This window comes from Parabacteroides gordonii MS-1 = DSM 23371 (assembly GCF_000969825.1).
Taxonomy (GTDB): Bacteria; Bacteroidota; Bacteroidia; order Bacteroidales; family Tannerellaceae; genus Parabacteroides; species Parabacteroides gordonii.
The window spans coordinates 213,204-228,599 of record NZ_KQ033922.1 but is presented as its reverse complement, the minus strand read 5'-3'; the positions used below and the strand labels follow the sequence as shown (position 1 = coordinate 228,599).

Annotated in this window: 13 protein-coding genes and 1 other RNA gene; 8 read left to right on the top strand and 6 right to left on the bottom strand. The window is 45.1% G+C overall.

Annotation, left to right across the window (positions count from 1 at the left end):
- Positions 1 to 582: 582 nt before the first annotated feature.
- Both HMPREF1536_RS26340 and HMPREF1536_RS26335 read right to left on the bottom strand, forming a co-directional pair.
- Complete coding sequence (locus HMPREF1536_RS26340; RefSeq protein WP_005641668.1) at positions 583 to 1,443, bottom strand: sigma-70 family RNA polymerase sigma factor; 861 nt, start codon at positions 1,441 to 1,443, stop codon at positions 583 to 585.
- Positions 1,444 to 1,586: 143 nt separating this feature from the next.
- Positions 1,587 to 3,170, bottom strand: a complete 1,584-nt coding sequence (locus HMPREF1536_RS26335; protein WP_028727544.1) for a trypsin-like peptidase domain-containing protein — start codon at positions 3,168 to 3,170, stop codon at positions 1,587 to 1,589.
- Positions 3,171 to 3,688: 518 nt separating this feature from the next.
- On the opposite strand from HMPREF1536_RS26335, the gene rnpB reads away from it, so the two are divergent.
- The 3 genes from rnpB to HMPREF1536_RS26325 all read left to right on the top strand — a co-directional run bounded on the left by rnpB (position 3,689) and on the right by HMPREF1536_RS26325 (position 6,797).
- Positions 3,689 to 4,045, top strand: an RNA gene (gene rnpB / locus HMPREF1536_RS26840) — RNase P RNA component class A.
- Positions 4,046 to 4,089: 44 nt separating this feature from the next.
- Positions 4,090 to 5,466: a YihY/virulence factor BrkB family protein gene (locus tag HMPREF1536_RS26330; protein WP_044192022.1), complete on the top strand. Its 1,377-nt coding sequence runs from the start codon at positions 4,090 to 4,092 to the stop codon at positions 5,464 to 5,466.
- Entirely contained in the window at positions 5,463 to 6,797 is a 1,335-nt protein-coding gene (locus HMPREF1536_RS26325) for an MATE family efflux transporter (protein ID WP_044192019.1), read from the top strand. Before HMPREF1536_RS26330 ends, HMPREF1536_RS26325 begins: the two co-directional genes overlap by 4 nt.
- A gap of 62 nt (positions 6,798 to 6,859) precedes the next feature.
- Here the strand turns inward: HMPREF1536_RS26325 and HMPREF1536_RS26320 are convergent, their stop codons facing one another.
- Positions 6,860 to 7,462: a riboflavin synthase gene (locus HMPREF1536_RS26320; protein WP_028727541.1), complete on the bottom strand. Its 603-nt coding sequence runs from the start codon at positions 7,460 to 7,462 to the stop codon at positions 6,860 to 6,862.
- An 87-nt stretch (positions 7,463 to 7,549) separates the two neighbouring features.
- Here HMPREF1536_RS26320 and HMPREF1536_RS26315 point away from each other — a divergent pair, with 87 nt between their 5' ends.
- Genes HMPREF1536_RS26315 through HMPREF1536_RS26305 form a run of 3 tightly spaced genes read left to right on the top strand, consistent with a single transcriptional unit; the run spans position 7,550 to position 8,663 of the window.
- Entirely contained in the window at positions 7,550 to 7,891 is a 342-nt protein-coding gene (locus tag HMPREF1536_RS26315; protein ID WP_028727540.1) for a TM2 domain-containing protein, read from the top strand.
- Positions 7,892 to 7,901: 10 nt separating this feature from the next.
- On the top strand, positions 7,902 to 8,273 hold the full coding sequence (locus HMPREF1536_RS26310) for a DUF2752 domain-containing protein (RefSeq protein ID WP_028727539.1): 372 nt from the start codon (positions 7,902 to 7,904) through the stop codon (positions 8,271 to 8,273).
- Positions 8,274 to 8,330: 57 nt separating this feature from the next.
- A complete protein-coding gene (locus tag HMPREF1536_RS26305; protein WP_028727538.1) occupies positions 8,331 to 8,663 on the top strand; it encodes a TM2 domain-containing protein in 333 nt (110 codons plus the stop codon).
- A 140-nt stretch (positions 8,664 to 8,803) separates the two neighbouring features.
- Here HMPREF1536_RS26305 and HMPREF1536_RS26300 read toward each other — a convergent pair whose 3' ends face one another.
- Both HMPREF1536_RS26300 and HMPREF1536_RS26295 read right to left on the bottom strand, forming a co-directional pair.
- The gene (locus tag HMPREF1536_RS26300) at positions 8,804 to 10,450 is read right to left on the bottom strand and encodes a diphosphate--fructose-6-phosphate 1-phosphotransferase (protein ID WP_028727537.1); all 1,647 of its coding nucleotides are present in this window, start codon (positions 10,448 to 10,450) and stop codon (positions 8,804 to 8,806) included.
- A gap of 104 nt (positions 10,451 to 10,554) precedes the next feature.
- Entirely contained in the window at positions 10,555 to 11,205 is a 651-nt protein-coding gene (locus HMPREF1536_RS26295) for a DUF1349 domain-containing protein (protein WP_028727536.1), read from the bottom strand.
- Between the two features lie 93 nt (positions 11,206 to 11,298).
- On the opposite strand from HMPREF1536_RS26295, the gene HMPREF1536_RS26290 reads away from it, so the two are divergent.
- Positions 11,299 to 11,997: a DinB family protein gene (locus HMPREF1536_RS26290; RefSeq protein WP_028727535.1), complete on the top strand. Its 699-nt coding sequence runs from the start codon at positions 11,299 to 11,301 to the stop codon at positions 11,995 to 11,997.
- 296 nt (positions 11,998 to 12,293) lie between these two features.
- On the top strand, positions 12,294 to 12,899 hold the full coding sequence (locus HMPREF1536_RS26285) for an HU family DNA-binding protein (protein WP_028727534.1): 606 nt from the start codon (positions 12,294 to 12,296) through the stop codon (positions 12,897 to 12,899).
- 114 nt (positions 12,900 to 13,013) lie between these two features.
- On the opposite strand, the gene HMPREF1536_RS26280 is transcribed toward HMPREF1536_RS26285, so the two are convergent.
- Positions 13,014 to 15,338, bottom strand: a complete 2,325-nt coding sequence (locus HMPREF1536_RS26280; protein ID WP_044192016.1) for a GH92 family glycosyl hydrolase — start codon at positions 15,336 to 15,338, stop codon at positions 13,014 to 13,016.
- Between the last annotated feature and the right edge of the window lie 58 nt (positions 15,339 to 15,396).

The window sequence follows — 15,396 nt, the reverse complement described above, 5'->3', positions numbered from 1 at the left end:
GCGTTCATCCTGAGCCAGGATCAAACTCTTCGTTGTATAAATTGTTTTGTCTTGCTCAGAATCCGTTATTATTTCAAGTTTTGACGGTATTAATTTTTAATACTTGTACTACTTGTTGATATGTAAATCTTTCAAAGAACTCTTGTTGTTACACCCGCTAGTTTTTAGCGAACGTGGATGCAAAGATAAGAACTTTTATTTCATACTTCCAAATGTTTTCGGAAGTTTTTCTAAAAGTTTTTTTCATCATGTTTTGCAGTGCCGTTCTCTCTCGAATGCGGATGCAAAAGTAGTGCTTTACAACATACACTCCAAACTTTATTCGCATTATTTTTTACTTAAAATCGCACCAAATACACTACTTTTCTGAAGCACTGACGATTACGGGGTGAAAAAAAATAACAAAACAGCAAGTACCGTAAAAGCAGCGAAAGCTCCTTCCTACATATATTATATAGAAGGGCAATAATGACAATCAGAAATTTCTTTCCAAAATATCGAAACAAGACCTTAATAAAAAACAAAAGCCCCGTATCCTACCGGATATGGAGCTTTGTTTACCTCTTTTGGTTTTACCCGAGGTTAACCTAAATACGATTTGAGGAGCTTGCTACGTGTTCCTTGTCTTAATCTTCTGATTGCTTTTTCCTTGATCTGGCGGACGCGCTCTCTAGTGAGGCCAAATTTGTCGCCAATCTCTTCCAATGTCATTTCCTGACAGCCAATACCGAAAAACATTTTGATTATTTCACATTCTCTTTCGGTCAGTGTAGCAAGTGCTCGATCAATTTCTTTAGCCAGTGACTCGTTCATCAACGATCGGTCAGCGATAGGAGCGTCGTCGTTCACAAGCACATCCAAAAGACTGTTGTCTTCGCCTTCTACGAACGGAGCATCTACTGAGATATGTCTTCCGGACACCTTTAGAGTATCTGAAATCTTATCTACAGGAATATCCAGCTCGTCTGCCAGTTCTTCGGGAGATGGTCGACGTTCGTTTTCCTGTTCGAATTTAGAAAAGGCTTTACTGATTTTATTCAGCGAACCTACCTGATTCAACGGAAGACGAACAATTCTTGACTGTTCTGCCAAAGCTTGCAGGATAGACTGACGAATCCACCATACAGCATAAGAAATAAACTTAAACCCTCTGGTTTCATCAAACTTCTCGGCTGCTTTTATCAACCCCAGGTTACCCTCATTAATAAGGTCAGGCAAACTTAGCCCCTGATTTTGATATTGCTTTGCCACAGAAACGACGAAACGCAGATTTGCTCTGGTCAATTTCTCCAATGCCCTACGGTCTCCTCTTTTAATTGCCTGTGCCAATTCAACTTCTTCTTCAACTGTAATAAGATCTTCGCGGCCTATTTCCTGAAGATACTTATCAAGCGAAGCACTTTCGCGATTGGTAATGGACTTTGTAATCTTTAACTGTCTCATCCAATGTTTTTAATTGAGAAATATCAGGGTGCAAAGATAATATTATTTTTATTGAGAAAATTGGTCGTGTGCACCCTACACCCGACCAATTATAAACCTTTAACAATCTTCCCGCCAAATAAGACGAATATAACTTTATTTTATTATTCGGCTAGATCAATAGCATAAACTTTTGTACGTCCATTCGGATAAAAACCTTTCACTACGATGTAGCGATCATCAGAACTTCCTTTCAATACTTTATCCACCAACTTCTCGAGTTGTTCGGGTGAAGATATCTTCTGGTCGTTGACAATCATGATTACGAAGCCTTTCTGGATTCCGGCATCTCTCAACTTGCCTTTCAACAATCCTGTCACTTCAACACCATAACTTACACCAAGTTCGCGTTTTTGTTTATCCGTCAACGCTTTAAAAGCGGCTCCAAGAACATCGGCACTGCTATCACCTGCGCTCTTCACTACAGATGTACTACCTTGTGCGTTACGAAGTTCTACAGTAAATTTCTTATTCGTTCCATTACGATCAACGGTGATCTCTACTTTGTCACCAGGACGATATTTACTGATTTGTTCCTGCAATGCATTTGCATTTTTCACTTTTGCACCATTTACAGCAATAATCACATCGCCCTTTTCGAGTCCGGCTTCTTTTGCGGAACTTCTTTCAGCAAAGTCTGATACACAAGCACCTTCAGATACTTTGATCTTCGACTTCAGTTCAGTCAGTTCTTCTTTCAGCTTACTATTCAAATTCGGATTACTCAACTGATCTGCGATATCACCGACACTCATCATCAACACACCCAGAATAGCACGCTGTACGGTTCCATATTGTTTCAAGTCACTTGCCACTTTACCTGCAATGCTGATGGGGACTGCAAATGAGTATCCGGCAAAGTTTCCGGTTTCTGAATAAATAGCAGTATTGATACCAACCAGTTCACCTTTCGTATTCACCAAAGCACCACCACTATTACCCGGGTTCACAGCAGCATCCGTCTGAATAAACGATTCAATTTTACTTCTGTCGCCACCCATAGAAATGCCACGGCCTTTTGCACTGACAATACCGGCAGTAACGGTAGATGTCAGGTTGAAAGGGTTACCTACGGCCAAAACCCATTCTCCGACTTTCAAAATTTCCGAATCTCCGAACGGGATCGTAGGAAGATCCTTAGCATCTACTTTAATTAAAGCGATATCTGTAGACGGATCGGTACCGATCAATTTAGCCGGAAATTTACGGTTATCATTCAATGTCACTTCCAACTCATCAGCACCATCGATCACATGGTTATTTGTTATAATGTATCCATCTGTAGAAATAATAACACCGGAACCAGCTCCTACGCGAGGCTGCGGTTGCGGACGCTGGAAACCTCCACCCCCTCTACCACCAAAGCCAAAGAAGTATTCAAAAGGATCAATATATTGCTGACCTCCACCTCCATTGCCACCATCGGCATATTGCTTGGCGTTGGTTGTAGCCTTGATATGCACTACTCCATGCACAGAGCTTTCTGCCGCTTTGGTAAAATCGGTATTTTCAGCAGCAACCGCATTCAGCCCTGCATATCGAACAGGCTGACCAAATGTATTTGTTGAATCGGTGACATAAACCGGCTGTTTCTTGTTCATCAGATAAGCACTTGTCCCAACCGCAGCACCTGTACTGATGGCAGCAACGAGAACGACTCCTAGCACATTTTTCCACATTGTTTTCATACTCTTTCTATTTTATCAAACATTTAAATTTAACACTTTTCTTTCGACAAAGAAAGTTCAAAAAACGTGCGATTATTCCATTTGCCTTTGATTTTTTATCACTTTTAACGGCGAATTATCCGGGGTTAACTGCGCTTAACAGTACTGTGCATTGCAAAGTACCTTTTTAACAATCATTCCCCTGCCAAATGGTCATGCTTTCAGTAATATAACAGTAAGAACGGCAGAAAGTTCATTTCAGTTGACAGTTGACAAGTGACAGTTGACAGGTAAGGATATACCCGTCTTTCTTCATAAAAAGAGCTCTTTGTCTACTTATTAAGTAGCTCTCCGTCTACTCGATAAGTAGGCATACCCATTACTTATTAAGTAGACCGACGCTTACTTACTAAGTAGACCGGCGTTTACTTACTAAGTAACCCGAAACCAACTTAGTAAGTAACCACCCCTTGTATTTACCTAAAATTCTCAACCGTCAACCGCCAACTGTCAACTAAAATGCCTATCTTTGTCGCATTGCAGCCTGCCGGTCTGTCGCTCACCTTCGGGTGTGAGGAACGTCCGGGCAACATAGAGCACCATACTTCTTAACGGGAAGCTGTCCGCGAGGGTAGAGTAACGTAACAGAGAATAACCGCCGGACTTGTCCGGTAAGGGTGAAAAGGTGAGGTAAGAGCTCACCGGATGCCGTAGTAATACGGGATGCCGTACGTCTTATGGGTTGTAAGGTCATGTATACCGGCGCATGTAGGATTGCTCGTCCGATGCCGGGGGGTAGACCGCTAAAGCTTGCTGGTGACAGCAAGACAAGATAAATGGCAGACGCTTCCGTGCAAACGGGAGTACAGAACCCGGCTTACAGGCAGGCTGCATTTTTTTATTCATCCGGCAAACACTCTTTGCCCCTACATTTCACAGCATGAAGAAGAAGACGGATAAAAAGACTGCTGATAAAAAGCCTCTGGGAGAACGGATCAACGCCTTGCTGACACGAACCATTCATTTTGTTACTTACGACATCTGGCGAATTACAGAAAATGAAGTAAGCGGCCTGAAAGAGCTTTACATCAACACGATCAAAACAATCATACTTGCCATACGCGGTTTCAACAGCGAAAACCTGCAAACAAAAGCATCCGCTCTTACTTACAGCACCTTACTGGCCATTGTCCCGCTCCTGGCAGTATTACTGGGTATTGCCAAAGGCTTCGGTTTCCAGGAAGCCGTACAGCAGGAACTGTTCGATTATTTCCCCCGGCAAGAGCAGGAATTAAGCGAAGCCTTTAAGTTTGTAGAAAGATACCTGGCCCAGGCACAGGGTGGCGTGATCATCGGAGTCGGTCTTATCCTGTTATTTTACACGGTCATCAATCTGATTTCATCTATCGAAGATACTTTCAATGATATCTGGCAAATCCAGAAGTCACGCCCCTGGCACCGGAAAATATCCGACTATCTGGCATTATTCCTTATATTACCGGTACTCATGACAGCCTCGAGCGGTCTGTCCATTTTCCTGTCTACCCTGCAAAATTCATTTCTAAGCAGCTATGTGTTCTTTACTCCCCTGGTCGAGCTTGTCCTGAATATTGCTCCGTTCGTAATCACGATAATGGTATTTACAGGTCTTTATGTTTCACTGCCCAATACAAAGGTGAAGTTTGTAAACGGATTGATTGCCGGAGTGCTGGCAGGTTCTGCTTTCCAGTTTTTCCAGTTCATCTATATCAGCGGGCAGATATGGGTAAATAAATACAATGCCATTTACGGTAGCTTCGCCGCCTTACCTTTATTATTATTATGGTTGCAGCTATCCTGGCTGATCTGTCTTTTCGGAGCCGAGCTAGCCTATGCTTCCCAAAACGTAAAAAAGTTCAGTTTTGAACGCGACAGTAAAAACATCAGCCGGCGATACAAGGATTTCCTGACGTTACTGATAGCCTCCCTGATCGTAAAACGTTTTGTAAATGAAGAAAAGCCATATACTGCCGACGAGTTATCGGACGCTTACCGCATCCCGATACGTATTACTACTGAAATACTCTATCTACTGACGGAACTCCATATTATTATAGAAGTAAATTATGAAAATGACGAACGTGTTGTCTATTACCAACCGGCGCTCGATGTAAACCAGATCACAGTCAGTTACCTTCTCACCAAAATGGATGAGTATGGTTCTGAAAACTTCAAAATCGACACCTCCCGTCTTTTCAACAAAGAGTGGCACACATTACTGAAAACCCGCGAAGACATGATCAAAGCAAACAGTAATATACTTCTAAAGGACTTATGACACACGACCTGACCCACGGATCTGTCTGGAAAGTAATCGTACGCTTTGCACTTCCCTTACTGATCGGTAACCTGCTGCAACAGTTATATAATGTAACCGACAGCATCATCGTCGGGCAGTTTCTGGGAAAAGAGGCATTGGCAGCCGTTTCCGCTTCCTTCTTTATCTATTATTTCATTATATCACTGGTTATCGGTGTCGGAAGCGGAACCTCCGTTGTCGTTTCGCAGTTTTTCGGAGCCAAGCAATACGACAAGGTTCAACGGGCCTTCTCCTCTTTCTTCATCTTTATGCTCGTAGCAGGGATCGCCCTTTCCATTGCCGGGATCATATTTGCCGAACCGATTTTCCGCCTGACCAACACACCCGAGGAAGTGATACCCGATGCCGTAGCTTATTTCAGGATATATATCGGGGGAACCTTCCTTTTCGTCACCTTCAACAGTATCATCTCTATCCTGCGCGGAGTCGGCGAGTCCGTACGGCCGATGATCTTTATATTTATTACAACTATTCTGAATATCGTTCTCGATCTACTGTTCATCGTAGGGTTCCACTGGGGCATAGAAGGAGCGGCACGTGCAACGGTTATCGCACAAGGCATCGGCATGTGTATCGCATTGGGATATGTAAACAATACCCATCCCCTACTCTCCATTAAAAAGCAGGATCTACTGTTCGATATGAAACTTTTCAAGGAAGGACTGAAAATAGGACTTCCTACCAGCGTCCAGCAATGTGCCATCGCCTTAGGCCTGATCGCCCTGCTCGGAATTGTCAACAGCTTCGGAACCGATACGCTGACAGCCTACGGTGCGGCAGGCAAAATCGATACGATCATCACACAGGCCGTCCTGACTTTATCCGGTGCACTGGCCGCGTTCTGCGGACAAAATATCGGAGCCGGCCGTTTCGACCGCGTGCGCAAGGGGTTGCGGTTTACCATGCTGGTCAACGTTATATTCAGCCTGATCACATTTACAGCCATTTACTTTTTCGGAGAAGAAATGATGCGTGCTTTTACCAACGACCCGGCGGTAATTGCTATCGGAAAGGAATATTTACTGATCATAGGCGGTTTCTTCATCGTGCACGGGGCACTGAATATATATAACGGGGCACTTCGCGGAGCCGGAGATACGATCTTCACAATGGCGACCAGTCTGCTTTGCCTCTGGTTGATCCGCATCCCGCTGGCTTACCAGCTAAGTGCATGGTACGGACGGCAAGGGATCTGGTGGGCGATCGGGATCAGTATCGCAATAGGATTGGTTATTACCTACATATATTATAAGATGGATATATGGAAGAAAAGATGTGTCGTAAAATGACAGAGCGACCGGATTGAATGTCCGGTCGCTCTGCCGCTATTTAGTTAATGAAAGGTTTCCTTTCATTTAAACTGCATCATTTTGCTGATGTACTTACCTACGATATCGAATTCCAGATTTATCACTGTTCCTTTTTCGATCCGGCAGAAGTTTGTATTATCATGTGTGTAAGGAATGATAGCGACCTCAAAACTGTTCTTTTGGGAGTTGCAGACAGTCAGGCTCACTCCGTTCACACAGACCGATCCTTTTTCCACAGTCATATATCCCTGCTGAGCCATCGCTTTGTCGAAGGTATATTCGAAAGTATAATACCAGCTACCGTCAGCCTCGCGTACATTTGTACAAACAGCCGTCTGATCCACATGTCCCTGTACGATATGTCCGTCCAAACGTCCGTTCATAATCATGCTACGTTCAAGATTCACCAGGTCACCCACTTTCAGCAACCCCAGGTTCGAACGGTCTAATGTTTCCTGGATAGCTGTCACCGTATACGTGTCGTCAGTCAGGTTCACCACCGTAAGGCAAACACCGTTATGTGCCACACTCTGATCTATTTTCAACTCGTTTACGAACGAACATTTCATTGTGATATGCAGATTCCCCTGATCCGCATTCAACGCAACCACCTGCGCAGCTTCTTCTACAATTCCTGAGAACATAGTATTGTGTTGTTTAAATTAATATTATCAGGTTCAAAGATACGGAATTTTACTATATTTGTCGTTAGTAAATCAATCTATAAAAAAATGGATGCACAGAAAGTGGACTTATTCCTCCTTACAAACAGTAGCAAACTACCTAGCAGTCACATACCTATTATAAGAGACCGACTACTCGACATGGATGAATCCAAACTGATTTATCTGCAAACCTGCGATTTCAAAGATCCGACAGTCATACTAATTATTTCCGTATTCCTGGGATCGCTCGGCATAGACCGTTTCCTGATCGGTGATGTAGCCCTGGGTATCGGAAAACTGGTTACCTTAGGGGGTTGCGGTATCTGGTCGATCATCGACTGGTTCCTGATCATGGATGCAACTAAAAAGAAGAATCTGGAGCAATTGCAGAACGTACTAATGTTTTAAACCTGCCCACGTGGGAACAAGAAATAAATATGCATATCTCGCTGTAATCATTATAGCAGGATATGCATTATTTTCATTTCCCTGCCTATTCCATTCGGTTACCGGATATCCGTGTCCGGCTTGCGGAACCCGGCGTGCACTCTTCGCCCTGCTAAACGGCAATATCTACGAATCTATCCTAATCAATCCTTACGGTTTATTACTCCTTTTACTGGCAACATCCTATATAATAGGTACGGTGTCAGACCTGATCCGAAAAAGACAGCAGTTCCGGAATTGGCTGAAACAAACAGAACAATACCTTGCAAACAAATACATCCTTACAATCCTTATTGCCCTGACGATCCTGAACTGGATATGGAATATTAACAAAGGGCTGTGAAAGACACAGGAAATAACTATCTTTGTTGCATATTCACAAACCAACCAGTATAATAATATGGAAGCAGATAAAGTCGATAAATTCCTTTTGGCGAACGAAAGTAAATTTCCCGAATATGAAATTCCGATCAACAAGTTGCTCAATCTTGCGCCTGACAAAGAAGCGATCCTCGAAAACACCCGTTTCAAAAGTCCCGGTAAATTATTCCTGCTCTCTTTTTTCTTCGGAATGATCGGTTTAGACCGTTTCCTGATCGGCGACTGGAAAAAAGGTATCGGTAAGCTGCTGACGGCCGGCGGCCTGGCACTGTGGTGGATTGCCGACTGGTTCCTGATCACCGGAGCTACCAAACGATATAATATGAATAAGTTGATGAAAGTACTGTCATAAAACAACTATATATAAAAACTACACAAGAGCCGACAGATCAGCTTTCTCAATCAATATCAGCCTATACAGGCTACCGTAAAAAAAGATAGAGGTAAAGCCTAAGCCTTACCTCTATTATATAAAGATAATATATCTCTATCTTATTTAGCTTGTTCCAACTGCAAAGTCTTAGTCGGTTCGTCGCAAACTTCTGTCGGGCCGAAATACTGGATCGGGCCCGGATAAACGTAGCTGGTAGTCATTGCCCATTCGTCGCGGTTAGCAGCGAACTTCTTGAAAGGAGCACCGTCCAGTTTCACCAACGCTTTCTGGATAACCGGCTTCATTTCGCCATGACGTTTTTCCATGTTCATCATCATTGTTACAGGGATACCACCGGCGATCCACTTGTCAGCAGGAGCAGTCGTATTACGTACAGATGACATATAACCAGTCTTACCGGCAGCAATCAGGCAAGAAGCTGTGTAGCCTAATGAATAGCAATAGTCTGCATCGTAGTTAGACGGAGCAGCGCAACGTCCTTCGTAACCGAAGAAGTGGTGCAATGCAGAGAACTTACCGTTGTATTTACCGGCTTTCTTCCATTCGTCCAATTTCTTGCCAACCATTTCAGACAGCAACTTTTCTGTTTCGATCAGAGAAACCTGAACGTTTCCGTGCGGGTCGCGATCCAAAGACAACTGACGGGCAACGCCTTCCGGAAGAGAAGCATACAGGTCAGAGTTTTCTTTAGTCAGCTTGCTGATGATATAAGCACGCTGTTCGCTCTTCTTGATCATCTTGAATTCAGCATCGTGTTTAGCCAGAAAGTCGTTCAACTCAGCGATCAGGCGCTTCATAGCCGGAACGAATTCGATCAAACCTTCAGGGATCAGTACAGTACCGAAGTTCTGACCGTTCTCTGCACGTTTAGCTACGATCTCTGCAACATAAGTTACGATATCGTCCAAAGACATATTTTTAGCTTCTACTTCTTCTGAAACGATAGCCACGTTCGGCTGAGTCTGCAAAGCACATTCCAGTGCGATGTGAGAAGCTGAACGACCCATCAATTTGATGAAGTGCCAGTATTTCTGAGCAGAGTTACAGTCACGCTGGATGTTACCGATCACTTCAGAATATACTTTACAAGCAGTATCGAAACCGAAAGAAGTTTCAATCTGTTCGTTCTTCAGGTCACCGTCGATCGTTTTCGGACAGCCGATTACCTGTACACCTGCGTTGATAGCTTTGTAATATTCAGCCAATACGCAAGCATTTGTATTAGAGTCGTCACCACCGATAATAACAAGTGCTTTGATGTCCAGTTCTTTCAGAATTTCCAGACCCTTGTCGAACTGTTCTTTTGTTTCCAGTTTAGTACGACCGGAACCGATCATATCAAAACCACCCGTATTACGATATTCATCGATAATATCAGCCGTCAGTTCCATATATTTATGATCGATCAGACCACCGGGGCCCAGGATAAAACCATACAAACGAGAATCCTTGTTTGTAGCCTTTACGCCGTCAAAGATACCGGCAATCACATTATGACCACCAGGAGCCTGACCACCTGAAAGGATCACACCTACATTGATAGCAGGCATATCTTTCTTTTCGCTGCTTTTCTCGAAAGTAACGATAGGCATCCCGTAAGTGTTAGGGAACAATTCTTTAATTTCTTCCTGATCGGCTACTGATTGAGTATACTCACCGTCTACGGCTTTCACAGCACCTTTCAACGCAGCGGGTACCTTAGGCTGGTAAGCTGCTCTTGCAATTTGTAATGCGCTCTTTGTCATTTCTTAATCTGATTTATATAGAGATTATCTGATTCTTATCTAAAGCGGTGCAAATATAGAAATATTTCTCCAATCACGAAAGATAAGGATAACCGATTAGCTCTTTATTCCGCATTTTTCTTCAGCCACTCCAGTCGGCGCATATCAGGCAGGTGCTTCACCTCGAAATGTTCGAACCTGGCATTAAAGCCTTTGCCGTCAGGGCAAGCAGCCATAAAGCCGACCTTTACCGGGATATTGTCCTGCAACCAGGCATTGCGCATCATAGTATATGTCTTGTCGTCGAACGAATAGAATATTTCTACCGCATCCAGGCGTCTGACCGCTTTGATCCAGATATACGGGACAGGTTTATCCAGGGAGATCACACTCCAGTCGCTCGTCTTATGCGTAACCACCGTACTCAGGTTGAATTTACCGTCTACAAACTCGATGCCGGCCTTGATATAATTCTCGTGGTCGATCCGGAGCATCAGTCCGGCCTGGTCGAAACGGGCTTTGTAATCACCTGTCACTTTCACTTTTACTTCAAACTCGCCACCATAGGTTGCGTAATAGAAAGGAGCATCATCGACGGTAAACCCATAATGGGATATGCGCCAGTAATCGCTCTGCGGGGTGACGAACATGGATAAAGACTTATCGTTGATCTCCCATTTCTCCGGCTCGTTGAACCACTGCATTTTCTCCAACGTCTGTGCAGACGCCATTTGTATCGACAGGAATGCGCACATTCCCAAAATCATTTTCTTCATTACTTCCATACATTTAATTACCTTTGCAAAGGTAGATGCTTACAAGCAGACTGGCAATACAAGCGATAATAATAAAGCAAAACAAAAGACACCATGAAATATTTCGGAACAGAACTAAGTGAAAAGCATAAAGAGCTTACAAAGATCATCCGCACAAAAAATACAGTAGATAAAGCAAAGGAGCTCTTCCTGGATATCCATGCAGAGTTACATCTGTCGGAAGTCTCCGGTTCCGGTCAGAACAGAGTAGATGAACTTTTATCCGATCTGACTCCAAACGAATACAGCATTATGCCAACTTCAAAAGACGAAACAATCGCATGGGTAATATGGCATATAGCCCGGATAGAAGATTTAACGATGAACCTATTGGCAGGCAGGACACAAGAAGTCTTCAGTCCGGCATGGAAAGAAAGATTGAACATCTCCATTACCGACACAGGCAACGCACTCTCCGATGACGAAATCATCCGTTTAAGTAAAGAGATAAACACCCGGGAACTCCTTGCCTACCGGAATGCTGTCGGCAAACAAACCCGTTCCATCATTTCCGGCTTCACAAATGCAGATCTGCTCCGCAAAGTTTCGCAACAGGATCTGGATAAGGTTAAACAACAGGGCGGTGTAACAGAACAGGATGAGTCTGCGTGGCTCCTGGATTTCTGGGCAAAAAAGGATGTCGCCGGATTATTATTAATGCCGCCAACCCGCCACGTCATCCTACACTTAAATGATTGCTTTAAATGGAAGCAACATATCAGGGCTAAAAAGAAGTGTTTCCGAACGAACTGACCTACCAATCGGCAAAAGAGCCGGACAAGATAGAATTATCACCGGGATAGTTTCATTTATCCCTTATATTACTTGCTTTTACCTGGGATATATATTATCTTTGGTAGGCAGGAAAGTTGTTGCCGACGCCCTCGGCTATATTGTTGAGGACGTCGGCAAAGCTTTCGAGGACGTCGTTTATTTTGCCGAGGGCGTCGGCAACAGGTTACGTAGGCAGAAAAATAGGATTTGGTCGGTGCTATTTAAAGATACATCCGATGAAATAAAGAATAGATAACCAGTAAATCATAATCAGCATGGGAAGAATTAAATTCGGAGTATATAAAACACCCAAAGGGAACGGTACAGAGCAACAGGCTTGCGCCCGCCTTCTCTCCAAAGGCACAATGCGGATGGAAGAGATTTGCGAGTATCTATCGGATTCATGTTCGCTTACTTCGGCTGATGTGAAGGGAGCGATAGAAGCGTTGACCACTTACATCGGGCGAAACTTATCAAACGGTTACTGCGTGGAACTGGAAGGACTGGGTCACTTCTCCCCTGCTTTAAAGACAGTGCAGAGAACGGACGAAAAAGGCAGGACGGTCTACTCCGCCAAAGCAGACGGGGTGAACTTCCGCTGCTCCAAGCGTTTGCGAAGCCTGGTGAACAAAGACCGCCCGCTGAAAATAAAAAGGGAGAACGTCACTTCCAACGAACTGCCGGATCGGAAACAGAAGATGCTCAGATACCTGCAAAACAATCCGTATATCAACCTGACCGATTATGCAGGGATAAACCATTGCAGCCGTTACCGGGCGGCAGAAGATATGAAGCTGTTTACGGAAGACGGAACAGTTATCAAGATGGGTTACAGGACACACCGGGTGTACTCGTTGCCACAGGAAAAAGAGGAAGAATAAGAATGAATAAAGGCGTGTGGTATTCACATATCACACGCCCCCGTCCCTCACCTAAAGGGATAATAAAAACTCTCTCGTCGTTAATTAAAATATGTATTAAGAAAAACCAGTTGCTTATTTACTGACAGGCTTCTGGTAAAGCATTGTCTTTCCAGACGACGACACAGAGGCCGGCCAGGCATCGGCAGAGACTGCACGTTTATAGTTGGGCTTGTCGCTCATGACAAAGTGCAGGGATATGCCAGGTTTTACGTCGTCGTAGGTCAGGTATGATTTATCGTATTTCTTACCGTTCACATACAGCTCCTTGACGTAGACATTCTCCTTCGACCAGTTTTCAGTTGTCATCTTTATCTCTTTACCGTTGCTCATCGCGATAGAAAGTGCTTCCACACACGGGGAGCCTACATTATATATATTGCTGGACGGAGCGACAGGATAGAAACCGGCACAGTTGAACATATACCAGGCCGACATCTGCCCGCAATCGTCATTACCGCTCAACGAACCCGGCTCGTTGCCGTAGAAGCGGTCGACGATCTCGCGGATCCATTTCTGGCATTTCCACGGTTTACCCAGGTAATTATACAGATAGGCGATATGGTGACAAGGCTCGTTACCATGCCAGTAACCGCCGATACGTCCCTGGATGTCGTGGGCACCCGGTATATCATCCGGCAACTCTACCGTAAAGAGCTCATCCAGACGCTTCTCAAACAGTTTCTTTCCGGCCAGGTTGATATACCCCTGTACATCGTGCGGGACATACCAGGTGTACTGCATGGTGAAACCTTCGGTGATATCTCCCCAACCGTTCACCGAGCCCGGCCCCTGATAGGCGATCGGGGCAAACGGCGTACGCCAGTTTCCCTCGCTGTCGCGGCCACGCATGTATTTGGTTTCCGGGTCGATCAATGTCTGGTAAGATAAAGAGCGGTTCAGGAAATACCGGAAATCGTCCGTCTTACCCAAAACCCGGGCTGCCTGGGCGATGCAGTAGTCGTCGTAGGCATACTCCAATGTTTTGGAAACCGATTCGGCTTCCTTGTCGAAAGGAACGTAACCGTTGCGGTCGTAATCCGGCAGACAGTCGTAATGCTTATTCATAGCGGTCGTTTTCATCGCCTCGTATGCCCGTTCGTAATCAAAGCCTTCTACCCCCTTCACGATCATGTCGGCCAGGACGGAAACGGCATGGTAGCCGATCATACACCAGGTCTCGTTGCCATAGAAAGACCAGATCGGGAGCATTTGCTCTACGCTCTTATCATAATGCGTCAGCATCGAGTTGGCGATATCGGCGTTTATATCCTGATGCACAAGGTTGAACCAGGGATGCAGGGCACGGTAGGTGTCCCACAAAGACAAGGTTGTATAGTTCGTGAAACCTTCAGCCTTTTCGATGTTCTTGTCCAGCCCTCTGAAACTGCCGTCGGCATCCTGGAAAAGGAACGGGTGCAGGGCGGCGTGATAGGCGGACGTGTAGAATGTTTCTTTCGTCTTTTGGTCGGCTGTGATCCGGTATTTCTCCAGTTCCTGCTCCCAAAGGTTTATTCCTTTATCTCTCAGACCGTCGAATGTCATACCGTCCAGCTCCTGCATGTTCAGCTTTGCTCCGGCGGTGCTGACTGCGGAAACGGAAGTTTTGACAGTCACTTCTTCGCCTTCTTCCGTTGCAAAGGAAAGGCAAGCCATCAGGTTCTTTCCCCAGGCTTCGTTTGAACTCCGGAAGCGGGAAGTGTTGTAGATGACAGGTTTCTTATCCTGCATGATGCGGAAGTCTTTCAGCTTTTTGGAGAAGACGGCGGTGAAATAGACATGGCGTTCCGGCCCCCAGCCTTTTACCAGTTTGTAGCCGGTCAGGGTCGAGTCGTTCTCTACGCGAAGGTTCGACCATTCACAGTGCTGCCATAAGGTATGGTTCAGGTCGATCATGATGAAAGACTTGTCCGACTTGGGATAGGTAAAACGAAACATCCCGCTTCGTTGCCCGGCTGTCATTTCGGCTTTCACGCCATAGTCCTGTAAGATAACGGCGTAATAGTTGGGAGAAGCCCATTCCTTTTCGTGCGTATAACGCGAACGGTAACCTTCGTCGGGGTTTTCACGGCTTCCCGGATCGAGTTTCATCTCGCCGGTTCCCGGAATGAACAGGAAATCGCCCAGGTCGGGGATGCCGGTACCGCTCAGGTGCGTCAGGCTGAAGCCGAGGATAGAAGTATGGTTGTATTTGTAACCGGCTGCCGCATCGTAGTATTTGGAGTCGGTATCGGGGCTGATCTGGATGCCGCCGAAGGGGATCTGTGCACCGGGGTAGACATTCCCGTAGCCGTCTGTGCCGACCAATGGCCTGACATATTCCGTTAGTTTCTCATTCTGTGCCGTGGCGGATAAAGCGATGCAGGACGCGGCTAACAGTGTGTATGTTCGTAGTTTCATATTTTATCAGATTTAAACCAATATAACCGACCTCGTAGGGGCGGGGTCGGTTATATTT